The following is a 23466-nucleotide window of genomic DNA, read 5'->3' as shown; positions in this document are numbered from 1 at the left end:
GGAGGGGGTCGGGGGAAAGGGAGCTCAGCCCTTGGTGAGGATGGAGCGGGCGAAGAAGAGCAGGTTGGCCGGCTTCTCCGCGAGGCGGCGCATGAAGTATCCGTACCAGTCGGTGCCGTAGGCGGTGTAGACGCGCATCCGGTGGCCCTCGGCCGCGAGCCGCAGGTGCTCGTCGCTGCGGATGCCGTACAGCATCTGGAACTCGTACTCGTCCAGTTTGCGCCCGGCACGGCGACCGAGCTCCTGTGCGATGGAGATCAGACGCGGGTCGTGGGACCCGATCATCGGGTACCCGGCGCCTTCCATCAGGATGCGCATGATCCGCACGTACGCCTTGTCGATCTCCGCCTTGTCCTGGTACGCGACCTCGGCGGGCTCCTTGTAGGCGCCCTTCACGATGCGTACGCGGCTGCCCGCGGCGGCCAGGCGGCGGGCGTCGTCCTCGGTACGGAAGAGGTAGGACTGGATGACGCAGCCGGTCTGCGGGAAGTCCTTCCGCAGCTCCTCGTGGATGGCGAACATCGAGTCGAGGGTGGTGTGGTCCTCGGCGTCCAGGGTGACCGTGGTGCCGATCGCGGCGGCGGCGCGGACGACCGGCCGGACGTTGGCGAGGGCGAGCTCGTGGCCGCCCTCCAGGGCCTGGCCGAACATGGAGAGCTTGATGGACATCTCGGCCTTCGTGCCGAGGCCGAGGTCCTTGAGGCGCTCGACGAGCTCCAGGTAGGCGTCGCGCGCGTCGGCGGCCTGCTCGGGCGTGGTGATGTCCTCGCCGACGACGTCGAGGGTGACCTCAAGGCCCTTGTCGGCGGCGTCCGTGATGATCGGGACCACCTGGTCCACCGTCTCACCGGCGATGAAGCGGTCGACGACCTGCTTGGTGCCCGGGGCCGCCGAGACGAAACGGCGCATCTGGTCGCTGCGCGACGCGGCGAGGATCACGGGACCCAGCACGGGCACCTCCACGGAGAGTAGAACGGGGCCGTACCTGGATATGCGTAACGAACCGGTACGGCACGGAGAACCACCGTGAAACTTAAGGATCCCTCCGATCCTGGGCCATCGACAGCTGTCACGCATCCGTGCCCTGGATCTCAGACATCTGTCTGAAGGCGGGGGCGAAGTACGTCAGAATGGACAGTGTGAAAGGCGATTACCAGGAACTGGTCGACGAGATCTCAGCCCTGCTCGGCGCCCCCGCGACGCTGGAGAACCGCGATTTCGAGCTGATCGCCTTCGGCGCGCACGACAGCGGCGGCGACACGGACTTCGACGCGACGGCTCTCGACCCGGTGCGCACCCGCTCGATCCTCACGCGCCGCTCCACGGCCGGGGTCCGCACCTGGTTCGAGAGCTTCGGCATCACCCGCGCGACGGCCCCGATCCGCATCCCGCCCACCCCGGAGGCGGGCGTCCACCGCGGGCGGATCTGCCTTCCCGTACGGCATCGGGGGTTCGCCCTGGGATACGTATGGCTGCTCGACGACGATCCGGGGCCCACGGACGCCCAGCTGACCGCCGCCATGGAGGTCGCCACGCGGATCGGCGCGCTGCTCGCCGACGAGGCACAGGCGGGCGCCGACCTGACCCGGGAGTTCCGGGCCGTCCTGACCGCCGAGCGCGGCTGGCAGCGCGACATGGCGGTGGCCGATCTGCGCACGGCCCTCGGCCCGCGCGGCGAAGGCCTGCATGCGGTGGTGTGCGTGGCCCCCTGGCCCTCCGCCGACCCGGACGACGCACCGTCCGTGCGTACGGTGCAGGGGGCCACCGCCCTGTGCACCGTGCCCTGGGGCACGGCGGGCCAGAGCCTCGCCGTCCTGGTCAGGCTGCGCTCGGCGGACGTGCTCACCCCCGCGGCCTCCGCGGCCACGCGGCTCCTGGAGGCGGCGAAGGGCGCGTCGGCGGGGATCGCGAGCGCCCGGCACGGCCTGGACGAGCTCGGCGCCGCCTGGTGGGAGGCGTCGACCGCGGCCCGCGCGGCCCGCGCCGAACCGCGCTTCGCCCCGGTGGCCCAGTGGTCGGACGTGGGCCCCTACCGTCTGCTCACGTCCCTGCCCGCCGAGGCCGCCCAGGACCCGGTGGCCCGCGCGCTCCTCTCCCCCGCCCACCGCGAACTGGCCCGCACGGCCGAGGTGTTCCTCGACTGCGCGGGCCAAGCGGGCCGCACGGCGGCGGAGTTGGGCATCCACCGCCAGACGCTCTACTACCGCCTCTCACGCGTGGAGCAGCTCACGGGCCTCGACCTGGACGACGGCGAGGACCGGCTGCTGCTGCACATGGTCCTGAAAGCGTCACGACTGTAAGGGCTGTAGGATCCGCGACTTCGTTAGCAGCGAAGGCAGTTCGTTAGCAGTGGATTAGCAAATCCGCAATCCCGTTGACAACGACTACGTTCAGTAGTGGTCCTTGTCGGGGTTCTTCTGATCTTCTCTGAGTGCGCGTCGGCCGTCCTCCGTAGCGTCCCCAGCATGGCAGTACGGAGCGCGGGCGGCGCCCGGCATACCCGCAAGGTTCCCACGGTGTCGATCCGGTATGAGGACCTGTCGGTGTATGAAGTGCCGGTGCGGCAGCTGCGGTTGGCGGACTTCTCGGAGTCGAAGCCGTGGCGGGATGTCCGGTCGGTACGCGGGATGGCCCACTACTCGGGGAAGTATGCATCCGCGACGGCGGGCGGGCACGTGGTCTATGAGAGCCGTCTGGAGCTGGCCCGGCTGCTACTGGCGGACTTTGATCCTGAGGTACAGGGGATCTTCGCTCAGCCGTGCCGGTTGGCGGCTCGGGTCGGTGACCGGGTGCGGCACCATGTGCCGGACTTTCTGCTGGTCATGCGCTCGGGGACGGTGCGGGTGGTCAACGTCAAACCGGCGGACCGTCTGTTGGATGCGAAGATCACGGAAGCTCTGGCGTGGCCGGGGGAGCTGTTTCGGCAGCACGGCTGGGGCTACGAGGTCTGGTCCGGAGCCGATCGTGTGCTGCTGGAGAACATTCGGTTCCTGGCCGGCTACCGACGCCCCGGCGTGGTGCCCAAGGACGCGGTGGAGCGGGCGTGGCAGCAGGTCGTGGACGGCGAGGAACTGGCCCTGGCCGAACGCCGGTTGGCCGGGGACCGACCCGCTGAACAGGCAAGACCGGCGCTGATGGCGCTGTTGTGGTCCGGGCGGCTGGCGACGGATCTGTCCCGGCCGTTGTCCGGTGAGTCGGTGTTGCGGAGGCGCGCGTGACCAGGTGGACGACGCCTCTGCAACCAGGACTCCCGATCAGCTTCGACGGCGAGCAGTTCACCGTCGCCGAGATCGAAGGCCGACGCATTCTTCTCCGGCCGGTGGCTGCGGTCGTCGGCATGCCGAGGTGGCGTCAGCTCGATATCTCCATGCTGCTGGCACATCCCACCACCGAGATCCTGGTCCCGGCGCCGCAGGAGGAGCCAACAGCCGCAGCGATCCTGGGCGGTCTCGACGACAGCAGCGATGACGAACTGACGCGGAAGTTCCGTCATGTTCAAGAAGTCCGGACCGGTTACCAGTTCGGCAGCGAGGAACTGGCCCTTCCAGGCGAGCCACGGCCCGACTACGCGCCCGGCACGCCACGGATGCACCGATACGTGGCCAAGGCAGCGGAGCTCGGGGTCGCCGAAAGCACGATCCGGAACTGGGTACGGCAGGTCAAGCGCTCGGGCCCGGCCGGGCTGGTTCGTGAGCGCCCGGCGCCAAGTGTGCTGGACCGGGCCGACGATCGCTGGCTGGAGATGGCCCGGTCAGTGCTCAAACGGCACGAGAAGTCCTCACGGCCGGTGCGGAATCTGATCCTCGCCGAGATCGAGGAGCGTCTGGCCAAGGAGTACGGGAAGGAGACCGTTCCGGTCCCGGCCCGCACGACGGGTTACGAACTGCTGCGGGCGCTGGCCAAGGGCACGAACGCCTTCGAGGGCAGCACGAAGGGGAAGCGGTCGATCGCGGATGCCCCGAAAGGGACCTACGGCAGGCTGCGGGCGACGCGGCCGGGTGAGTACGTGGTGCTGGACACCAACTGTCTGGACGTGTTCGCGATGGAGCCGGTGACCTGCCGGTGGGTGCGGTGCGAACTCACCGTCGCGATGGATCTCTACAGCCGGTGCATCACCGGGCTGCGGCTGACTCCGGTGTCTACGAAGTCGACCGACGTGGCGGGGGTGCTGTTCGAGACGGTCCGTCCACGCGAGGCACCGGACGGGGACGAGCTGCTGCCGTATTGCGGGGTGCCGTCCACCATCGTGATCGACGCGGACAAGCTAGTCGACCGGGACGGGCAGCCGCTTCTGCCCACGGTCGCGGCCGAGACGATCATCTTCGACCACGGCAAGGTCTACCTGTCGAACCACATCCAGAGCGTCTGCGCGAAGCTGGACATCTCGCTGCAGCCGGCCCGTCCGAAGACGCCGACCGACAAGCCGGTCGAGCGCTGGTTCCGCACCCTCAACCAGGGACTGCTGGCCGCCCTGCCCGGCTATAAGGGCTCGGACGTCCACAGCCGCGGCGAGAAGGTCGAGGACGAGGCGTTCTTCTTCATCGACGAACTCGAAGCGATCATCCGCGAGTGGATCACTCAGATCTATCACCGGCGCCATCACCGCGGACTGTGTGTCCCGGAGGTCCCCGGGCTGAAGCTGAGTCCGCTGGACATGTTCGAGCACGGCGTCACCCGAGCCGGCCCGCTCAGGATCCCGGCCCGCCCCCATCTGGCCCTGGAATTCCTGGAGGAAAAACGCACGACCATCCAGCGCTACGGGGTCGAGATCGAGGGGCTGCGTTACAACGGGGACGCCCTGAACGACTACCGCAACGAGCCGAGTTCCTACCGCGGAGTGGATGCGGGCAAGTGGCCCATCGCGGTGGACCGCGGCGATATCACCAAGGTGTACTTCCAAGACCCGAAGCTGCGGACCTGGCACACGCTCGACTGGGAGCACGCGCCCGCGCTCAAGGGCCCGGTCAGCCGAGAGGCACTGGTCTACGCTCGCAAACTCGCCAAGAAAACTCACCGGTTCCCGGACACCAAGCGCGCGCTGATCGAACTCCTGGAGCGGTGGGGCGCCGGGCTTGCCACGGACCGCTCCGAGCGGCGGATGGCGGTCCGGCTGTCCCAGGACCGGCTGCGGCTGGTCGGCGAGCCGCAGGATGTCAAGGACGCGGTCGCCTCGCTGCCGTCGGTCCGGCGTATCGCCTCCATGAGTACGCCAGAATCCGGCCCGGTGGAGGAGCCCGGTGGGCCCGAACTGCGCATCGTCGAGGTGGAGGACGAGGACCTGAGCGGGGACGACGACGATGACGAGGAGTGCGAGGCCGTCTTCCCCGGTGACGAAGTAGTCGTTGCGGTCGAGGAAGACGACTACTACGCCGATACCTGGGAGAGCCGTTGAGCTCGGCGGAAGACATCGAGCCGTTCGAGGGTGGTGACCGCCAGTACTCGCCCACCCGTCTGGCGGGATGGCTACAGGAGGTCCACCGACCCGACCGTGTCCAGCCCGAGCAGCTCACCCGACGCCAGCTTGCGGCTCTGTCGCCGCAACGGCTGCTGATCTACAACGACGGCCGCGAGGTCTGGCACGCAAACATCGGCCCCATCCATACCCCGCAGCTGGTCGCTCTGCACGAGGACCTGGAGGAGATCGTCGAGTCCAACCGGCACGACGGGGACAAGACAAAACCGGCTGCGCTGGTGGATGCCTACCCCGGGCTCGGGAAGAGTACGGCGGTGCGGGCCTACGGCTGCGGCCTCTACCGCAAACAGATCGCCCTGCGCGGAGAGACCGCTCCCAGCGGGGACCGCCGGGTCCCGGTCATCTACATCGCGCTGAGCGGCAACACTCAGATCCGCGGGCTGAACGCCTCGGTCTGCCGCTTCTACGGCCTGCCGGTCACCGGGGACGCCGACACTCTGGCCGAGCGGGCGGTCGACGCGGTGCTGAGCATGAAGACGAGCGCGATCATCGTCGACGATGTGCACTTCCTGGCCGGTTCGAAGAGCAACTCGGCAAGGATGGCCAACCAGCTCAAGTACCTCTCGAACGTCTTCCCCGTCACGCTGGTCTACGTGGGAGTCGGGGTCCAGCAGCGCGGCATCCTCCGCGAAGGGTTCTCCCAACAGGAAAGTCTGCTCGCCCAGTTCGGCCGCCGCACGACCCCTCTGACTCTGCGGTCCTTCGAGGTCGAGACCGAAGAAGGCCGCCTGGAGTGGAGGACGCTGCTGAAGACCATCGAACGGCAACTGGTCCTGGCGGAGAGATTCCCCGGAATGCTGGCCGAGGATCTTTCGGACTACCTCTACGCACGCTCCACCGGGCATTTCGCCTCGCTGATGTCGTTGATCAACCGCGGCTGTCTGCGGGCCATCCGTCGCGGCCACGAACGCCTCGACGAGGACCTGATGAACCAGGTCAAAAACGATGCCGCAGCCGAGGAAGCCCGGTTGGAACTCGAAGCCGCGATCAAGGCCGGGCTCCTCACTACCCGGCCGGCCTCACAGCCGCCACAGAGGAAGTCGGCGTGAGTGCCTGGACAGATGACCGCATCCCCATCGCGGTTGCGCCGCTGCCTGGTGAGGCCCTGGAGAGCTGGATCGGCGCCTATGCACGCCGTCTCCGAATAACCAACAGTGAATTCCTCAGCTTCGCCGGACTTCCGTCAAGCCGCACCCGACCCATGGCCCTGCGGCTCTTACCCTCCGAAGCAGCCGCCCTGGGGCGGTCCACCGGCGTCCCGCTGCCGACGCTGATCTCCATGACGCTCGAACCCTACGACGGGTTCGCCGTCTCCTTCATGCCCGGACAACGTCGGCTGGGCCGTGCTGTCGCCTGGAGATTCAGCGGCAGCCGCAATCGGTTCTGCCCCGCCTGCCTGGCCGAGCAGAACGGCCGTGGCCCCGTGTTCTGGCGGCTGCCCTGGGCCTTCGCCTGTCTGCAACACCAATGCCTGCTCGTGGACTTCTGCCCGGCCTGCCACCGCTTTCCCAACCACTGGAAGGCCCGCCGGCTCGGACCGAGCGGCCCGAGCTCGTGCACGCTCAACTCCTCGCGGGGCATCACCGGAACCACGCAGCCCTGCGGCTATCGCCTTACCGAGGCTTCCGCACTCCAACTCCCCGGCGACGGCCCCGTCCTGGCCGCCCAGCGGCATATCTCCGCCCTGCTCGGCACCGACCGGGCAGGCCGCCCGGCGGCCCTGGCCGAGTTCAAGCGGCTCTACGCGCTGGCCTGGCGCATCCTCCGCGGCCTGCACACCGTCCTCGGCCTCGCACCAGAAGTCGTACACACCACACTCGCTGAGTGCGGCGGCCGCCTGCCCGAGATCCAGGCCCGTGAGGTCGGGCCCGATGCGCACAACGTCGCGGTCGGCACCACCCTCGCCCTGATCGCTCTGCACCCGGGCCACACCGAGCACGAGCCGCTCTTCGAGTGGATCCTCCAAGCCGATCGCTCGCTCCTGCAGAAACAGAAGTTCAGCATCGGAACGATGGCCGCACGCTGGGAGTGGAGCGGTCCGGAACTGGTCCAGCGCGCCCTGGGCAGACTGGATCGAGAGGCCACGCTGCACGCCCGGCTCCGTTACGCCAGCGCCACCCCACAGCCGCGCTGGCCCACCCTGAACGCCGAGACTATTCACCATCGGGCCACGATGATTCCCGCGATGCTCTGGCCCAGTTGGACCATGCGGCTCCTTCCCCTGGCCCGAGGCGGGAACAACTACCGGACCACCGCCTTCCGCCGCGGCTGCAGCAGCTTCCTTCTGCTGCCCGGCGGTCCGCCCACACTGAACTTCGAACGGGCCGGGCCTCTGCTCAGCAACCACAGCATCGATCGCGACCGGGACAGCATCGAGCGGCGCACCTACGGAGGCCAGGACCTGGCTCCGCTCGCATCCACTCTCGCCCAAATCGCCTACGCCCTCGACGAGCACAGCTCGCCAATCGACTACAACAGGCGGCGCGAGCTGTTCACCAACACCACGGTCATCCTCGACCTCGACGCCTACAGAAAGTTCTGCACCCAGCAGGGCTCATGGACCGGAACCGAGCACCGCATCCACATCCTGCGCTGGTACGTACTGATGCTGTTGACCGGCGAATTCCATCCGCCCCCCAGCGGCACAGCATCCCGTTTCACCCGGCACTGCACCGAATTCCGCTTCCGCGCGACAGCCGCCCTCCGAGGATTTCTGCACGAGCAAGCTCGGTCCAACCTCACACACCATCGCATCGACGAACCCGTGACCTGGGAACCGCCTGCTGAATGGGTGACCGAGGCCTCCTGGCCCGGCGCCGACCCTCACCTCGTCGATCCAGAAGCCATCCGCGACGCCCTCAAAGGCGCCAAGAGCGCGGGTGGCGCCGCCACGCGCCTTCCTATGGGCGCCGAACACCTGCGGCTCTACTGCGAGATCACCACTACGCCAGCGGCCCCGGGCCCTGTGATCGTCCTGCATAACCCCAAGAGCACCGACCGCCGCGATGTCCTTGCCCCCGCTCAGCTGCGGAACCTCTACGTGACCCAGAGGAAGAGCCTCGAACACATTGCCGCTCTCGCGGGCTGCGGGCCCCGCACAGTGCACCAACTCCTCATCCAGAACGGAATCCGGCCCCGCGGCCGCCGCAGTCACCCTCCCTGCCCCGACATCACCCGCGACTGGCTGCACAACGAGTACATCGTCAACCGCAACAACCTCACCGCGCTGGCCCGCCAGCGCGGCATCACCATCGACCACATCATCTTCCTCGCGCGGAGCTGGGACATCCCGATCCGCCCCGGCGGCGCCCACCACAACGACATCGCCGACCTTGACCTCCCCCACCCCCCATCACCCACCATGCAGAAAGTCACCCTGAGCCGATATGCCCTCGACCGGCTGCGGCTCATGATGAACATTCCCGGCCATGTCAGCCTTGCCGCTGCGGCCCGCGCTTTCTACGACGGACGCGACGGCGCCCTCAGACAACGAGTCAGCGAAGTCGAGAACGCCGTCGGGTTCCTCATCATCGACCGTTCCGCCAAGCCCCTCGCGCCCACGGAACGTGGACGCGAGTTTCTCAGCGAAGCCGCCGAGATCCTCCGCATCGCCCACGGCCCGGCTTCACCAAGAGTGACCGACCACAGCGGCTCGCCCTCCGGTGCACTGCGACTTTCGAGGTAGTTGACACCAAGGCCACGGGGGTGATCTGGCATTCGGTAGCGAAGTTTTCGCGCCGCTTGACACCAACAGGTCGATTTTGTTGACACCTACGCCGACTATTCTGCCCAGTTGCTATCGGTGGCGGGGGCGGATCAAGGTTCTGCACGATCCCGCTCCGCGGCGTATGGCATGCCTTGTCCGGCGTGTCCTACACCACCGGGCGTAGGGCCCCGCAACCGCCCTTCCCCCGGCGGAGAGGAAGGAGCAGGCTCTCCCCATGGGCGGGTGCGCGGGGGCAGCACGGCCCCAGACGGGGGTGGACGTCATGTCCGAGCACAGTGGAACGCCACAGGGATCCGGTGCGAGGGGTCGGGGCGAAATAACGGGGGACGTACTTCTGGAGCGTCTGGAGTCGCTGGTCGTGTCCCGCGGGGACGGCACTAGCGAGGTGGACATGGCAGGGCTGCGGAAGCTGGTCCGCGAGGCACCCGAGGAGTGTGTGGCCGCTTGCCGGACCTTCGCCTCGCTGGCGGTCGACGGAGTCGGTTCCCCGAACTCTCACGCCCGATACGCGTTCCTCATCGCCACCGGGTACGAGTCGGAGTTCGACGACGACGCACTGTCCACGTGGGTCGCCGCCGAACTCGAAGCGGGTGGGGTTCAAGCGGGCCCGCTGCGTCTGGCGGAGGAGCCTCGGGAGGGGGCTGGCGAGGAGGAGGCGCTACCTGTCGTCGGCATGACGGTCTCTCCCGAGATGCTCGCCGGCCTCGACATCTACCCGTTCGTGCTCGCCCTCTCGCACCGCGGGCCTGACGCGGAACCCGGGCTCGTAGCTCGCATCAGGTCTCGGCACGGCCGGGTGGTCATCCTCTTCGACGTGCCGCCGGACGATCCGCGCGAGGTCTGGCAAGTCCCGCAGATTCGGGCGTACATGCATAAGCTCACCGATGCGCTGCCCTATCTGCTGTACTACTTCTACCCCGGGCTGCCGACCGAGATGACGCGGGTCTGGCTGTGCTGCATCGCCCCTCCTTCCGCGTGGAAGGGAGAGCTCCTCGACCTCCGGGACGGCTCCATTGTGGCGAGTGCCGCCTACGCGATGCACAGCGCGGAGGTGCTGGCGAAATTACTGGGGGATGACCCGGACGAGGTGCGAGCGACGGCCTTCGGCTCGCTGCCCGAGGAGTTCGAGGGATTCACCGCTCACGTCTCGTCCCTCGTGGACCAGCTCCCGGACTCCGGCGAGCTACAGACCGGCGAGTCCGATGCGTGACGGGAAAGAGCCGCTCGCCACCACAGTGGCCGCCGTGCTCGACGGCCGGCTATCCCGGGACGAGGCCCGCCTGCTGCTCGAACAGCACCCGGACGAGTCCGACGAGGATTGGGCCGCCTGGCGGTTGGAAGAAGTGCTGGAACTGACCGGAGGCATAAGGGCCGAACAGTCGGTGCTGCGCATCACCACGATGATCGAACTCGGCGAGCGCGCCGCCAAGCCGCTCGGTCCGCGCACACAGGGTCTTGTCCTGCTCATGGGATGCCAACTGCTGGACGAGCGCGACGCGTTGTCCTGGGGCCACGCGTACCTGGACCGAGCCATCACCTATTTCGAGGACTCCCCGGACCTACGTCCCGGGGCGCGTTGGTTACGGCTGCGGGCACTGCGGCAGGCCGGCAGGTACGAGGAACTGGACCGTGAAGTTCCGGATGTCGTCGCCGAGGCCGAGCGGCTGGGGAGCGACGCCTACCTGTGCAGGGCCCTGGCCGAGAAGGCGGAGGCGGCGGTCGAGCGCAACCGTCCGGACGAAGCGTCGGAGACGTTCCGCGCCGCACGGCGTATCAGCCAGGGCGACGTCGACGAGGGCCAGGTTCCGATGCCCGAGGCGCACCTGCTCGCCGGGCGGCATGGCGAGGTCGCCCGCCAGGCCGGCCGTTTCGAAGAAGCACTGAGCGCGCTGGAGGATGCCCGGACGTTCGCGCTCGCCGCCGACGACCCGTCATATGCTGCCTTCGCGCTCAGCGAGACGGGCATGACGTGGGGCAGGCTCGGTGACCATGAGCGGGGCGGGCGGATCCTGGAGCAGGCGGCCGACGAGGCTGAGAAGGCGGGCCGCCCCGACCGGGCCGCGCACTGGCGCGGCGTACCCGACGAGGAGACGGCCGGGGCCAGGGAGAGCGACTCTGAGCAATCGCTGTGGCATCGCGCCTCGGCGCTCGCCAAAGGCCCCCCGGAGCGCGCCGCCGAGGCCGTTCCGCTGCTGCGCGACTTTATTAAAGAGGCACGGGAGGCGCGCGACCACTCGGACGAAGCGGATGCACGCCACCATCTCGCCCTCGCCTTCGCTGCGATGGGACAGGCACAGCAAGCCGAGCTGTCCTTCCGCTCCGCCATCACCCTCGCCCAGCGGCACGGCGACGACTTGAGCGAGGTCCTGTACCGGAACAACCTGGCCCGCATGCTTGTGAACCGCGGCCTGCCCCGCCGGGCACTCGCCGAGTTGCATCCCGCGATCGAGCTCGGTGAGCGGCTCCGCGAGCGACCGGTCTCGGTGGAACTGCGCCAGAGCACCGCTCTGGCACTGGCTCAGGCGTACGACATGGCGGTACTCATCGTTGCAGCGCCCTTCACTCCCGCCGGCCCGGCCGCTCCCGGGGATAGCCCCGAGACGGCCGAACAGCAGCCCGGCACTCTGCTGGAGATCGGCCAGCGGGCCCGGGCCGCCACCCTGACGGAGGCCCTGCGAGTGGGGCGGAGCGTCGAGGACCACGGCCGGGCCGGGCTCGTGGACGTGATGCTCGGGCTGCGGGCGGCGGAAGCCGCGGTGCAGCTGGCCGCAGCCGAGCACCGGCCACTGACCGGACCGATCGCCGAACGGCACCGGGCCGCCGCCGCGCTCACCAAGCGGGCCGCCCGGTCCGGGGTGCGGCTCACCGTCAGCTCCACCCCGGTACCGCTGGAGGATCTGACCGCCTCGCTGACTCCCGGCGAGGTCCTCCTTGACCTGCTCGCCGTGCCGGAGGGCGTCGCCGTCACGTGCCTGACCAGCGAAGGGGCGGCGAGCACGGCGTTCGCCGTCTGGTCGGCGGAGAAACGCCGGAAGCTGCTGCATTTACTGAAACGCCTGCGTAGGGAGTCGCTGGGCGCGCATCCGGACGACCGCGAGGAGATCCGGGCCGACACCGACCGGGCGCTGGCGGAACTCGACGCGTCCTTGTGGTCGGTCGTCGCCGAACTGGTAGGCACGGTCCACGCACGGCCTCCCGAGCGCATCCTGATCGTCCCCGATAACGAACTCTTCCAACTCCCCTACTGGCGGCTTGCCACCAGGTTCCCAGGGTGTGCCGTGAGCATCCTGCCCACCCCCGGGGCGCTGCCGCTGCTGCGGGCCCTGCCCCGCCACGGGGGTCGGCCCTGGTTCTCGGTGCCGGACCCCTCGGGGAGCCTGCGCCACGCGGCCCGTGACATCCCCGAGGAACTCGGCTACGAGACCTGCGCTCCGCGGGCCGACGCGCTGCTCGCTTCGCTTCCCGCCGCAGGCCGTGTGCACTTCGCGTGCCACGGGCACTTCGACGCCGTCAGTGTCTACCGTTCCGGACTGGAGGTCACGGCGGGCGTGGAGAGCGATCCGCTCGGTGCCCAGCTGCCGCGCGCGGTGGATGGCCTGGAGCTGTTCACCGCGGCGCAGATCAGTGGGCGGCTCCACCTGCCGCACTGCAACCTGGTCGTACTCGCCGCCTGCGACTCTGGGCTGCCCCGGCTGCACGGGGCCAGCGAGTTCACCAGCCTTCCCGGCGCGTTCCTGGTTGCCGGGGCACGCAACGTAGTGGCGTCGCTGTGGCCGGCGCACGACGGGGCGGCGGCCCTACTGATGAACGCCTTCTACACTGCGGCCGACGGGCGTCCGTCGGCCGCGCTGGCCGCGGCCCGGACGCAGCTGGCCGAGATGTCCCGGGCCGAGGCCGCCGAGCGGCTTGGCACGTCCGGACTCCCCGACGGCGACCCGCCCTTCGCCGACAGCGTCTACACCGACTGCTTCCAGCACTACGGAGTTGACTGATGCCCGACCCGACACGCTCCTTCATCCGCGAACTGTCCGGCCTATGGGGCCCGGGATACTGGGTGACCTGGCACCCTTCGGCGCGCCATGTCCTGGGCGAGATCGGCACGAAGAGGGACAAAAGTCTTGTGACCATCAGTTCCCTGGACGAGCACGGCATCCACTCCGCGTCGGTCGCACCCGACGCCCGGAACGAGCTGACCCTTCGCACCAAGGACCAGGTCAACGTGGTGTTCAAGACCGCGGGCCAGGCCGGTGGCCCGTTCACCGCACTGGCAGACGCACAGGCGGGCGCCTACGTCGAGTTCGGCCACGCCGACTCGGTCCTCGTTGCCTACCGGGGACTCGTTGAGAAGCGGCTCACGTCCCAACCGGCACTGGCCGCCGAGCTGATCCACCGCCACCTTGCCGGCACCTGGCCCCTGGAATGGTGTGTGGTGAGCCATCTGGTGACAGCCGAGCACGCCACCGTACTCATCGGCGGAGAGAAGGGCGCCAGCGCGGAACTCGCCGCCCAGGCCACCCTCGGCCCGGGACCGCTCGCGCTCGCCGACCTGGCGGCCCGCGTGGGCGTGGCCCGCTCTACCGGACTCGCGCTGGAGCTGATCGGCGAGAACATGACCCCGTTCTTCCGCGTACTGCGGCTCAAGCGCAGGTTCATGCGCGGTCTCACGCCTGAGTACGCCCGGGAGGTGCGGCAGCCGCCGTCGGTCCTGCTGGCGGCCGCTCTGGACGACATCCGGAACGCTCCTGAGATCGCCCTGGAGTCGGTGGCCCAAGAGCGGTGACAGCGAGCGAGCTCTAGAGCCATGCCGAGGTGTTAGCTGTCGAGCGTAGGCTGCTCTGCTGAGTTCCCGGGGGATGCTGACCTTGGTTTATCCGCCAGGTCCGATGGATCGAGTGATAGGTGTCCCGGCGATCATCGCTGTTCCGAGCCCGGCAGCGGCTGGAACTGGAGCCCTTGCGGGTACTGCTCGCCACGACCGCGAACCCCATGGGCACCGAAGCGACACCGGGGGCGTTCTGGCGGGGAACACAGCCTGGAAGCCACGTCCGGCGGTCACCACCAGCGGACACCTTCCCCCCTAAGTGGCAGATAGATCGGCCAAGTGGCAACTATCTCGAACAGTCGCATGCACGCTCCTCGGAATCGATAGCGCCACCACTGTCAGGGACCACCGTTACCTTGGAGACGTGACGCCGAGATCCGCGAGACCAACAGCGTGATGGTGACGCAGATCACATTGGCGTGATGGAGATTTTTTGCCGGAACGGCCTGCTCCCGCCACCAGGAAGTAGAAACACTTCCGATCCAAGGAGGCCGAGTGGCCACGTTGTTCCCCCTTCTGAAGACCGTCCCCACCTCCCCCAGCCTGGGAAAGGTGCTGGCCGACATGTCGCCGACGCTCAAGTTCACCGCTGCGGGGTCTGCGCTCGCGTCCATGGGCGCCGCGAAGACCGTCAGCGGGCAGCTCGTTGAGACGGTCGGCAAGCAGCTGGCTTACCGCCCACCGGCGGTCAGCATCGCCTCCACCGCACTGGAGAAGCTGTCCCTCATCGACACGCCTGCCACCCGGCTGGCCAAGAGCGGCGCGATGGGCAGCGGCCTCGTCTCGCTCGGTGTGAAGCTGCCCGAGTACAACCCGTTCGGCGACGCGATCGCCTCGGTCGGGTTCGCGAAGCTGGCCGGCAGTCGCCTCGCCGACTCCTCGGTGTTCGGTATCTCCTCCACGTTGAAGGAGCTGTCCCTGTTCGACACGGGCATCGCCCAGCTGAGCACGCAGCTCACCGCTCTGGACACCTTCGCCGAGTCGATGAGCAACTTCGCCCGCCGGTCCCCGGTGTCGATCCTCGGTTCCTTCGCGCTGGAGAGACTGTCGCTGTTCGACACGCCGGCTGCCCGGCTGACCTCGACCGGATTCATGGGCAGCGGCCTGGCTTCGCTCCGCCTGAGGATGCTCGAGTTCAATCCATTCGGTGACGCGATGGCTGCGGCCTGCAACCGTGCCTTTGACATGCCTGGCTTGACGGGCCTACTACGGGGGCTACCGGACGGGTTGCTGAAGCCGCTGCGATCCATCACACGGCTGCTTGAGCATCTTGGGGCGCCGATCGTCTGGATGGCACGGGCTGCTCTGGATGCCTACCTGCACGGCGACCGCGAACCGATGATCGAGTTTCTCCACACGCACCTTCGTCTCCGGCCTCCCACTGAGGACCACGCCCAAGCCCTGGCCATGGCGCTGTTCCTCCGGGAGTGGGAGGAGCAGGTCGACCTCCAGGACGCCGATGCGGTGCGCGCCGCTCTACGGAAGTGCGCTCGGGAAGGCAACGACCTGGACGGCGACCACCAGGTCATGGGCTACAAGATCGGCCACATGGAGGAGGGCATCGACCTGCTGTCTCCCACCCCCGGGCCGGAGTCCCTGGCCATCGCCACGGTTGTGCCCTGGGCCGAGTACTTCGACAACCGGCACGTCCGCTCTGTGACCGGGCGCTTGAAGGATCCCGAGCAGAGAGTGGCACGCGTCTGGGCCGAGAATGCGCCGATCAGCTGGCGCCAAGCACCCACACTGGTCGGCCAGGATGTCGCCATGGGCGAACGAGTACGGCGCAAGCTTCTGCGGCTGGGCGACGACATCGTCGCGCGGGCCAAGGCCCAGATCCCGGGGGCGAACTGATGGCGAGGAGCGACAGGTCCCAGGAGCCGCTGCTGAGCCTACGCTCCGCAGTCGTGCTCCTGATCGGCCTACAAACCGCCGCGGCGACGGGGCTCCTCACCTACGCCGCCGGCAGTCCGCTGGCCACCGCAGCGCTCGCCGGCGGAGCCGCCTTCGGTGCCACGGTCGCCTTCGCGCGCTCGGCGATCGGCTGACCTGCCCGAAGGCAAGCAGAAATCGGGCTGCTTATGAAGTTGCGGACCTTCCACACACTCCGGGGTCCGCGACTTCGCGCAATCAATACGCTTAAGTAGCGCGTTATGGAATCTCAGCTGTTTCCTGGGGCCTGCCGCCTGAAGAATTCCGCCGCAAACTGAGCGTTCTCCGCTAGAGTAGTAACACTTTTGACCCATTCCCGTGCGCTAGCCACGAGAAAAAGCAGTTCGCTAAAGGTGCGATGCACGTTGCCAGGGAGAATTCGCTCCTCCCAAACGGCCCCATCACTCCAGTCGACAGAGTTGAACTCCTCCAAGAATCTTGTCTCACTGATTATTCTCAGCGCATCACGGATAGATGCGACTCGCCCAGGAGAAATCCATAGAAGCCCCGCGACCAGAAGTCGCGGCCGATCGTCCCGCTCAAGCGCCTGCCACTCAAATTCGATATACTCGCGCCATCGCCGCCAGCTTTCCTCACCCCGCAAGGGAATTACACCTTCTAGTTTCCCACCGCATTTATTAAGTTCCGAGATCACGGGATCAAGGATCGCGGTCCAATCCGGCTCACTCGCCAGATAGCGCTCCTCTACTGGCTCAAGAACCTCTCGACGCACGAGGCCAGCTTCGAGCTCAAGAGGGAACATGAGCGGGTCTGGGTCTTCCATGAACTGGTACAGCTCGCTGCCAAGCTGTCGTCGCTGTGTTTCCAGGACCTGATGAGCTTCCTCGATGATGTCCGTGAGCCGCTGCAGATGATCCAGGGCGGCTCGCTGAAGCGCTGGTCGCAGGGCGAGAGCCACAGCCGCACCAAGGTCATCCGCTGCCAGGGCGGCGCGTTGACTCGCTGCTCGCCGCTCCGTGAGCTCAGCGCGAGCCACTGTCAACTGATCCACAAAAAACAGAGCAAAAGGGAGACCCACTGACACGCCAGCCAGACTAGAGAGCGCATTCGTAGTGAAGGCGAGATCATCCCACCAGCCTGCCAAATCCCCCAACAGACCTAGAGCGCCAAGCAGTATGCCCAGGGGGAAGAGGATCACGCAGACCCTGCGACTCGCCGACGGCATCTCTGACCACGACCTGCGCCAGTCCACCAATTTCCCCCACCCCCAACACACTGCGTCCGACCGCAAACCCTAGTGCGCGGCCCCAGATAAGGGCCCCACTCGTCGGAGCGAGCACTGGTCGACTCATGACGGGGCGGTGCACCATGTCGGCCGCATCAATCACGCCGCGAAACTGACCCACCCAGGCGACACTCTCACTCAACGTGACGCCCAACGCCGTCGCACAGGCTCCGATTGCGCATCGGCTGCCGACGGCACCCACGCACCACAATGCGCACCACCAGCAACACCGCAGGTCGAAGGTCAGCCGTTGCTCACGAACCCGTGGACCCTACAGGCGTCGCAACAGGGGGCTCATGTCGTGATCATGGCGGGGTAGCGTCTCCCCTGACCTTCGAAACACTCCACAGGGGAGCACGAAAACTCAATGAATCTCAGGTTGTTGGGACCGGCCATCGCCACCGCGGCGCTCGTCGGCACCACCCTCACCGGTGGCATCGCCGTGGCTCAGACACCCTCCGCGCCGATGGCCGCGGCCGCGGCGCACGACTGCGGGAACGGCTTCAGCGGCGTGCCCGCGAAGGAGAGCGTGAAGATCCGCGCCACCGCGAAGGTGAACGGCACGGCGTACGGCCTGTGGCCCAAGGGCAAGCGCGGCGACATCTGCGACAACGCCAAGAAGTGGAAGGGAGACGCCTACAAGCTCTGCGGCAAGTCGAGCAACCAGTGGTACTACGTGGCCTACGGCAACACCACGGGTTACGTGCCCATCACCTGCCTCAACTTCTCCTAGCGCGACCGGCACCGGCAGGCTGAGCTGCTGACCGGGGCCTCGCAGCACGTGGTGCGGGCGGCCATCGAAGCCGCCCGCACCTTTCGCGTCTCACGCCCCGGACGCCCTCCCCATCGCACGCCTCATGCCCTCGGTGAGCTGCTCGGCGCTCGTCGCCGAATCCGGGTCGAAGAGCCACTGCACCATCAGGCCGTTGAGCAGCGTCGTATAGAAGCGCCCCTCGGTCTCCACGACATCCTCGGGCAGGTCGGCCTCCGGGATGCCGGTGAACATCGCGGCGAGCCCGCGCCGCCCCTCCACCTGCGCCTTGGCCAGCAGTTCGCGAATCTCCGCGAGCCGCTCCCCCTGCGTGACGACTTCCAGGCTCAGCATCCAGATCGCCCGTGAATCGGGGATCGAGCGGATGACGTTCGCCCACGTCTCCTGGAACCGCGCGATGCCACTGCCCTCCGCGGCTCGCGCCGTGCCGACCGCACCCTCGAAGCCCTCGCCCATGGGCTCGATGAGCGCGACGTACGCCTCGACGAGCAGGGCGTCCTTCGAGCCGTAGTGGTAGCCGATGGACGCGAGATTGGTCCCGGACTCCTTCACGATGTCGCGCGCGGTCGTCCGCACGAAGCCCTTCTCCAGCAGGCAGCGCTTGGCGCCTTCGAGCAGATCCTCACGGTGTCCCATGCGGGCAGCCTACTCCCGATCCATACGACCGTCCCAGACCAGCGTTTTATACAGACGTACTAGACAAGCGTTTATGACGCCCGTACAGTCCTCGCCATGACGAACTCGACGCACGAACAAGCGAATTCGGCGGTCCCGGAGCGCGCCGGCCGCAAGGAGTGGACCGCTCTCGCCGTCCTGATGCTGCCGTTGCTCCTGGTCTCGATGGACGTCTCGGTCCTCTACTTCGCGGTCCCCGCGATCAGCGCCGACCTGGAGCCCAGCGGCACCCAGCAGCTGTGGATCTTCGACATCTACGCGTTCGTGCTCGCGGGACTCCTGATGACGATGGGCTCGCTCGGCGACCGCATCGGCCGCCGCAAGCTGCTCCTGTTCGGCGCCGCCGCCTTCGGCGCGGCCTCCCTGACCGCCGCCTACGCCAACAGCGCCGAGCTGCTCATCGCGGCCCGCGCGGTCCTCGGCATCGGCGGCGCGACCCTGATGCCGTCCACGATGGCCCTCGTCCGCACGATGTTCCGCGACGCCGGACAGCGCGCGAAGGCGATCGGCATCTGGTCGGGCGTGATGGTCGCCGGCATCGCGCTCGGCTCGGTGATGAGCGGCGTCCTCGTCGAGCACTTCTGGTGGGGTTCGGTCTTCCTGGTCAATCTGCCCGCGATGGTGCTGCTCCTGGTCCTCGCCCCGGTCCTCATCCCGGAGTTCAAGGACCCGAACCCGGGCCGCTTCGACCTGCTCAGCGTGCCGCTGTCCATGGCCGCCGTGCTGCCCGTCGTCTACGGCATCAAGGAGATCGCCGCCGAGGGCCTCGAACCCGCGTACGTCGCTTCGCTCGCCGTCGGACTCGTCTTCGCCGCACTCTTCGTCCACCGCCAGCGCACCACGGAATCCCCGCTGATCTCCCCCGCGCTGTTCCGCGGCCGCGGCTTCGCCCCCGCCGTCCTGCTGAACCTCGTCTGCTCACTGGCCATGATGGGATCGGCCTACTTCACGACGCAGTACCTCCAGTCGGTCCTCGGCAAGAGCGCCATGGAGGCGGCGCTGTGGGCGCTGCTCCCCTCTGTCCCCATCGGATTCGCCGCCCCGTTCGCCACGGCCCTGGTGCAGCGCGGGGTGAACCGCGCCTACGTCGTCTCGTCCGGCTTCGTCGTCTCGGCGTGCGGATACGGCCTGATGACCCTGACCGGCACGGACTCGATGTGGACGGCACTCACCGCCGCCGCGCTCCTCGCCTGCGGTGCCGTGATCGTCGGCTCGCAGCTCACCGACCTGGCGCTCGGCTCGGCCCCCGCGGAGAAGGCGGGCTCCGCCTCATCGCTCCTGGAGACGGGCCAGGAGTTCGGCGGCGCGCTCGGCATGGCGCTGCTGGGCTCCATCGGCAACGCGGTCTACCGCAACGAGATCCCGGACGCGGCCCCCGCCGAGGCCCACGAGACGCTCGGCGGCGCCCTCGCGTTGGCCCAGAACCTGCCGGACAGGACGGCCTCCGCGCTGGTCGGAGCGGCCCGGGAGGCGTTCACCAGCGGCATGCATCTCGCCGCGCTCGCCGGGGCGGTACTGCTGCTGATCGCGGCGGCATCGGCGGCGGTGACGCTGCGCAGGATCAAGCCCGCGGAGGCTGCGGCCGAGGCCGAGCCGGAGAAGGCGCTGGTCTGAGACCTCTGTACGACAAAAACGCCGGACGGGCTGGAGGAAGTTCTCCAGCCCGTCCGGCGTTCGAGGACGAACGCGGCGCAGCCGGTGATGACGGCGCCCGAGGCTCCGGAGCCCTAGTCCGTGAGGTTCACCGCGCGAGCGGACTCCGCACCGATCTCCGCGGCCAGCTCATTGAGGACCGGCTGCGGCACCGTGTCGTCCACGGTGAGCACGGCGAGCGCCTCGCCGCCCACGTCGGCGCGGGCGACCTGCATGCCGCCGATGTTGATGCCCGCCTCGCCGAGGACACGGCCGACCGTGCCGACGACACCGGGACGGTCCGCGTACCGCAGGACGACCATGTGCTCGGCGAGGGCCAGGTCCACGTCGTACTCGCCGATGGCGACGATCTTCTGCAGGTGCTTGGGGCCTGCCAGCGTGCCGGAGACCGAGATCTCCTCGCCGCCGGTCAGCGTGCCGCGCACGGTGACCACGTTGCGGTGGTCCGGGGACTCCGAGCTCGTGGTGAGGCGGACCTCGACGCCGCGCTCCTGGGCGAAGAGGGGCGCGTTGACGTAGCTCACGGTCTCGTCGACGACGTCCTCGAACACGCCCTTGAGCGCGGAGAGTTCGAGCACCTTCACGTCGTGCTGGGTGATCTCGCCGTACACCTCGACGTCGAGCCGGGCCGCGACCTCGCCCGCGAGAGCGGTGAAGATCCGGCCGAGCTTCTCGGCGAGCGGCAGGCCGGGGCGCACGTCCTCGGCGATGACGCCGCCCTGGACGTTCACCGCGTCCGGCACGAGCTCACCGGCGAGGGCCAGGCGCACCGACCTGGCGACGGAGACACCCGCCTTCTCCTGCGCCTCGTCCGTCGACGCACCGAGGTGCGGCGTGCAGACGACCTGGTCGAACTGGAAGAGCGGGGAGTCCGTGCAGGGCTCCTTCGCGTACACGTCGAGACCGGCGCCCGCGACGCGGCCTTCCTTCAGCGCCGAGTACAGCGCCTCCTCGTCGACGATCCCGCCGCGCGCGGCGTTCACGATGCGGACGGCCGGCTTGACCTTGTGCAGAGCGTCGTCGCCGATCAGACCGACCGTCTCGGGGGTCTTGGGCAGGTGCACGGTGATGAAGTCCGAGACCTCGAGCAGCTCGTCGAGCGTGAGGACCTTGACGCCCATCTGCGCGGCACGCGCGGGCTGCACGTACGGGTCGTACGCGACGACCTTCATGCCGAAGGCGCTCATGCGCTGGGCGACGAGCGCGCCGATGCGGCCGAGGCCGACGACACCGAGGGTCTTCTCCGCGAGCTCGACGCCCGTGTACTTGGAGCGCTTCCACTCGCCGGCCTTCAGGGCCTGGCTGCCCTGGGGGATGTTGCGCGCGGTGGCGATGAGCAGACCACAGGCGAGCTCGGCTGCGGTGACGATGTTCGAGGTGGGTGCGTTCACCACCATCACGCCGGCCTTCGTGGCGGCGGACACGTCCACGTTGTCCAGGCCCACGCCCGCGCGGGCGACGACCTTCAGCTTCTTGGCGGCCGCGATGGCCTCGGCGTCGACCTTGGTCGCGGAGCGGACCAGGATGGCGTCCACGTCGGCGATGGCGGGCAGCAGCTCGGCGCGGTCCGCGCCGTTGCACTGACGGATCTCGAAGTCCGGGCCCAAGGCGTCGACAGTGGCGGGCGACAGCTCTTCAGCGATGAGTACGACCGGTTTGCCGTTGGCAGCAGTGCTCACGTGAGTCCTCACAAGTCCAATGCGGACGGCCGTCCCGACGGCCGCATGCGGGTGGAGGGGAGCGGCACCGGGGAGGGGCGGGTGCGGTCCCGTGTCGTTCGGTGCGTGCTCTCGGCGTGCCGGACGAAGATCCTCGTAGCAGAGCTACTTGGGCCTTTGGCCGGTGCGGCGGGAGTGCGTGCCGGGCGGCTCGGGGGCGTGCCTGCCCCTCCTCGGTGTCGCTCAGCCGCGTGGAAGACGCACGACGCTGTGGGCCTGACGCGAATGTTGAAAGCAGTGTAGTGGCGTACTGACGGGTGTCTTACGCCTCGGTGGAAGGATCACCCGTCCGTGGCTGGACGGGGTGGACAACGACGTCGTCCCTGGCCCTTCCGGGGATGGACGTGAGGGCCGGGACTGCGGTCCCGGCCCTCGCGTCGTACGGCTTACGCCTCGTCGTTCACCCACGACATGAGCTTGCGGAGCTCCTTGCCGGTGGTCTCCAGGAGGTGGTTCTCGTCCTGGGTCTTGTACTCGTTGTACTTCTTCAGACCGCCGTGGTACTCGTCCATCCACTGCTTGGCGAAGGTGCCGTCCTGGATCTCGGTCAGGACCTTCTTCATCTCGGCCTTGGTGGCGTCCGTGATGATGCGCGGGCCGGTGACGTAGTCGCCCCACTCGGCGGTCTCGGAGATCGACCAGCGCATCTTCTCCAGGCCGCCCTCGTACATGAGGTCCACGATGAGCTTCAGCTCGTGGAGGCACTCGAAGTACGCGATCTCCGGCTGGTAGCCGGCCTCGGTCAGCGTCTCGAAGCCCGCCTTGACCAGCGCCGCGGTGCCGCCGCAGAGCACGGCCTGCTCGCCGAACAGGTCGGTCTCGGTCTCCTCGGTGAAGGTCGTCTTGATGACGCCCGCACGCGTGCCGCCGATGCCCTTGGCGTACGAGAGAGCCAGCGCGAAGCCGTTGCCGGTCGCGTCCTGCTCGACGGCCGCGATGCACGGAACGCCGCGGCCTTCCTCGTACTGGCGGCGGACCAGGTGACCCGGGCCCTTCGGGGCGACCATGCAGACGTCGACGCCCTCGGGGGCCTTGATGAAGCCGAAGCGGATGTTCAGGCCGTGGCCGAAGAACAGCGCGTCGCCGTCCTTGAGGTTGTCCTTGATGGACTCCTCGTAGACCTGGGCCTGGATCGGGTCCGGCACCAGGATCATGATGACGTCGGCCTCGGCGGCGGCCTCCGAGGGAGTCACCACGCGCAGGCCCTGCTCCTCGGCCTTGGCCTTGGACTTGGAGCCCTCGTGCAGACCGACACGGACGTCGACACCCGAGTCACGGAGCGACAGCGCGTGGGCGTGGCCCTGGCTGCCGTATCCGATGACCGCGACCTTGCGGCCCTGGATGATGGACAGGTCGGCGTCGTCGTCGTAGAACAGCTCGGCCACTGGAAATCTCCTATGTGTGCTGGTGTTGCGACCCACCGTACGGCGGGCGGGGGAGGGAAGTTTTAC

The 23466-nt window shown here is 68.2% G+C and carries 17 protein-coding genes; 12 read left to right on the top strand and 5 right to left on the bottom strand.

What is annotated here, in order from left to right:
- Positions 1 to 24: 24 nt before the first annotated feature.
- On the bottom strand, positions 25 to 951 hold the full coding sequence (locus AC07AG_RS15635) for a proline dehydrogenase family protein (protein WP_478755461.1): 927 nt from the start codon (positions 949 to 951) through the stop codon (positions 25 to 27).
- 179 nt (positions 952 to 1130) lie between these two features.
- On the opposite strand from AC07AG_RS15635, the gene AC07AG_RS15630 reads away from it, so the two are divergent.
- From AC07AG_RS15630 to AC07AG_RS15585, 10 genes are all read left to right on the top strand, one after another.
- Positions 1131 to 2300: a PucR family transcriptional regulator gene (locus tag AC07AG_RS15630; RefSeq protein WP_478755459.1), complete on the top strand. Its 1170-nt coding sequence runs from the start codon at positions 1131 to 1133 to the stop codon at positions 2298 to 2300.
- Positions 2301 to 2465: 165 nt separating this feature from the next.
- Positions 2466 to 3218: a TnsA-like heteromeric transposase endonuclease subunit gene (locus tag AC07AG_RS15625; protein ID WP_478755457.1), complete on the top strand. Its 753-nt coding sequence runs from the start codon at positions 2466 to 2468 to the stop codon at positions 3216 to 3218.
- The gene (locus tag AC07AG_RS15620; RefSeq protein WP_478755455.1) at positions 3215 to 5392 is read left to right on the top strand and encodes a Mu transposase C-terminal domain-containing protein; all 2178 of its coding nucleotides are present in this window, start codon (positions 3215 to 3217) and stop codon (positions 5390 to 5392) included. Before AC07AG_RS15625 ends, AC07AG_RS15620 begins: the two co-directional genes overlap by 4 nt.
- Entirely contained in the window at positions 5389 to 6522 is a 1134-nt protein-coding gene (locus AC07AG_RS15615) for an ATP-binding protein (protein WP_478755453.1), read from the top strand. The genes AC07AG_RS15620 and AC07AG_RS15615 overlap by 4 nt, the downstream gene beginning before the upstream one ends.
- Entirely contained in the window at positions 6519 to 9158 is a 2640-nt protein-coding gene (locus AC07AG_RS15610) for a TniQ family protein (RefSeq protein ID WP_478755451.1), read from the top strand. Before AC07AG_RS15615 ends, AC07AG_RS15610 begins: the two co-directional genes overlap by 4 nt.
- A 433-nt stretch (positions 9159 to 9591) precedes the next feature.
- Positions 9592 to 10410 (top strand): hypothetical protein, encoded by an 819-nt coding sequence (locus AC07AG_RS15605; protein ID WP_478755449.1) that lies wholly within the window; start codon positions 9592 to 9594, stop codon positions 10408 to 10410.
- Complete coding sequence (locus AC07AG_RS15600) at positions 10403 to 13192, top strand: CHAT domain-containing protein (RefSeq protein WP_478755447.1); 2790 nt, start codon at positions 10403 to 10405, stop codon at positions 13190 to 13192. The genes AC07AG_RS15605 and AC07AG_RS15600 overlap by 8 nt, the downstream gene beginning before the upstream one ends.
- Entirely contained in the window at positions 13192 to 13980 is a 789-nt protein-coding gene (locus AC07AG_RS15595; protein ID WP_478755446.1) for a hypothetical protein, read from the top strand. The genes AC07AG_RS15600 and AC07AG_RS15595 overlap by 1 nt, the downstream gene beginning before the upstream one ends.
- 537 nt (positions 13981 to 14517) lie before the next feature.
- Entirely contained in the window at positions 14518 to 15873 is a 1356-nt protein-coding gene (locus AC07AG_RS15590) for a hypothetical protein (RefSeq protein WP_478755444.1), read from the top strand.
- 53 nt (positions 15874 to 15926) lie between these two features.
- Positions 15927 to 16067, top strand: a complete 141-nt coding sequence (locus tag AC07AG_RS15585) for a hypothetical protein (RefSeq protein ID WP_478755442.1) — start codon at positions 15927 to 15929, stop codon at positions 16065 to 16067.
- Between the two features lie 113 nt (positions 16068 to 16180).
- On the opposite strand, the gene AC07AG_RS15580 is transcribed toward AC07AG_RS15585, so the two are convergent.
- Positions 16181 to 17110, bottom strand: coding sequence for a hypothetical protein (locus tag AC07AG_RS15580; protein WP_478755441.1), 930 nt, complete (start codon positions 17108 to 17110; stop codon positions 16181 to 16183).
- Between the two features lie 454 nt (positions 17111 to 17564).
- Here AC07AG_RS15580 and AC07AG_RS15575 point away from each other — a divergent pair, with 454 nt between their 5' ends.
- A complete protein-coding gene (locus AC07AG_RS15575) occupies positions 17565 to 17930 on the top strand; it encodes an SH3 domain-containing protein (protein ID WP_478755439.1) in 366 nt (121 codons plus the stop codon).
- Positions 17931 to 18020: 90 nt separating this feature from the next.
- Here AC07AG_RS15575 and AC07AG_RS15570 read toward each other — a convergent pair whose 3' ends face one another.
- Positions 18021 to 18605 carry a TetR/AcrR family transcriptional regulator gene (locus AC07AG_RS15570; RefSeq protein ID WP_478755437.1) on the bottom strand — a complete coding sequence of 195 codons (585 nt, stop codon included), beginning with the start codon at positions 18603 to 18605 and terminating at the stop codon, positions 18021 to 18023.
- Between the two features lie 96 nt (positions 18606 to 18701).
- Here AC07AG_RS15570 and AC07AG_RS15565 point away from each other — a divergent pair, with 96 nt between their 5' ends.
- Positions 18702 to 20258: an MFS transporter gene (locus AC07AG_RS15565; RefSeq protein WP_478755435.1), complete on the top strand. Its 1557-nt coding sequence runs from the start codon at positions 18702 to 18704 to the stop codon at positions 20256 to 20258.
- Positions 20259 to 20371: 113 nt separating this feature from the next.
- On the opposite strand, the gene serA is transcribed toward AC07AG_RS15565, so the two are convergent.
- Both serA and ilvC read right to left on the bottom strand, forming a co-directional pair.
- Entirely contained in the window at positions 20372 to 21976 is a 1605-nt protein-coding gene (gene serA, locus AC07AG_RS15560; RefSeq protein WP_478755433.1) for a phosphoglycerate dehydrogenase, read from the bottom strand.
- 425 nt (positions 21977 to 22401) lie between these two features.
- Positions 22402 to 23400, bottom strand: coding sequence for a ketol-acid reductoisomerase (ilvC, locus tag AC07AG_RS15555; RefSeq protein WP_451216236.1), 999 nt, complete (start codon positions 23398 to 23400; stop codon positions 22402 to 22404).
- Positions 23401 to 23466 lie beyond the last annotated feature (66 nt).

The organism is Streptomyces sp. NPDC044044 (assembly GCF_056434405.1).
This window is presented reverse-complemented; position numbering and strand designations above follow the sequence as displayed.